Origin of the sequence: Rossellomorea aquimaris, assembly GCF_001877785.1 — a bacterium.
Lineage (GTDB): Bacteria > Bacillota > Bacilli > Bacillales > Bacillaceae_B > Rossellomorea > Rossellomorea aquimaris_A.
This window is the reverse complement of sequence record NZ_MINN01000084.1, coordinates 1-1,669: the sequence shown is the minus strand read 5'-3', so window position 1 is coordinate 1,669 and position 1,669 is coordinate 1. Positions and strand designations below refer to the sequence as shown.

Here is a 1,669-nt window from a genome sequence, read left to right as displayed (position 1 = left end):
TATCGAAGTTTTTGCGATGTGCATAAAAAAAGCCCCCTTGGTACGATAGAGAGTGTCATGCATGACCTCGAATTAAGTACCGAAGGGAGACTTCAATTATGGATTTTACACAAAATAAACGACTTAAGCAAATTAATGAACACACGCTGATTATAGGAATTGATATCGCCAAACATAAGCATGTTGCCAGGGCAATTGATGATCGGGGAATCGATTTATCTAAGCGTCTGATATTCCCTAACTCAAAAGAAGGCTTCAAACTATTACTTGAATGGGCGAAAGAATTAAGTGCACAAACATCCCGTCCCAACTTGTTGATCGGTATGGAACCTACAGGTCATTATTGGATGAATCTAGCCTACTTTTTAAAATCGCATGGTGAAAGACCAGTCGTAGTAAACCCGATGAAGGTGAAGAAATCAAAAGAACTGGATGATGATTCGCCCACCAAAAATGACACAAAGGATGCGAAAGTCATCGCTCAAGTCATGCGGGCGGGTCGTTATCATGAGCCTACCTTACCTGAGGGTTTGTATGCCGATTTACGGGAAGGAGTCAAACTCTTTGATATCATCCAAGAAGATTTGTCCTCCATCAAGGCTCAAATTCATAATGCGTTGGATCGCTATTTCCCTGAATTCTTGACCGTATTTAAAAAGTGGAATGGGAAAACAGCTTTATATTTATTGAAGCGTGGATATCTTCCCAAAGATATTCAGCAGAAAACAGAGGATGAACTTCTGAAAGAAGTAAAAACGTCAGTAACGAAAAATATCGGGATAGAGCGTATGCGCCAATTGAAAAAGGCAGCTGCCTCCAGTATTGGACTGACCGTTGGTCTTCGAATGGCCCGTGAAGAACTTCGCTATCTTGTCGATCAATATGAATTATTAAACGCTCGTCTAGAAGCCCTTAAAGAAGAGCTCGAAGAACTTGTTCGATTGGTTCCTGGTGCCGATAGTATGATAGCTATAAAAGGTGTCGGGCCTATGACTGTCGTTGGCTTCTTTGCCGAAATTGGTGACCTCTCTAACTATAGAGATCCACGACAAATTATTAAATTAGCAGGACTCAATCTGATGATGAACCAATCAGGCAAACATAAAGGGCAGACGACCATCACCAAACGTGGTCGACGGAGATTACGCACCATTTTATATCAAGTCGCTCGCCCATTAGCCTTTCATAATAAAGGGTTCAAGGCGCTACACAACTACTACAAACACCGGAGAAACAATCCTCTAAAGGGGAAACAGTCTTATGTCGCTTTAGGTCGTAAATTGATTAAGATTCTATTTGCGATGGGAACACGGAAGTGTGCCTTTAGTGAAGAACGCATGCTTCGAGATATTCCGCATATTACTGATGTGCAGGCTGCTTAACACGAAATAAGTATAGGTTACACATACTTTGTATTTTTAACGTGTCTTAATGTAAATCAAACGAAGCACGGATAAGCCGGTCACCATTCCGAGCATTAGGGCATAGACCCACCCGAGGAGCATATCCGGCATCCACACATGGTCAGGTCGAACGAAGGAATTTACGCGCATAGACGCCGAGAGAAATGGGAGGGTCCACCACCATGTCGCTTGTGGAGATCCAAAGGTGCGATCATATTTTAGTACCTATTATTGGAAATACCCCTTTCCGGTCTATTAACGTGCCA

At 42.4% G+C, this 1,669-nt stretch carries 1 protein-coding gene; it reads left to right on the top strand.

All coding sequences use genetic code 11. The annotated features are described in order from the left end of the window. Window positions 1–98 precede the first annotated feature (98 nt). The gene (locus BHE18_RS09795; protein WP_071618410.1) at window positions 99–1,382 is read left to right on the top strand and encodes an IS110 family transposase; all 1,284 of its coding nucleotides are present in this window, start codon (window positions 99–101) and stop codon (window positions 1,380–1,382) included. Window positions 1,383–1,669 lie beyond the last annotated feature (287 nt).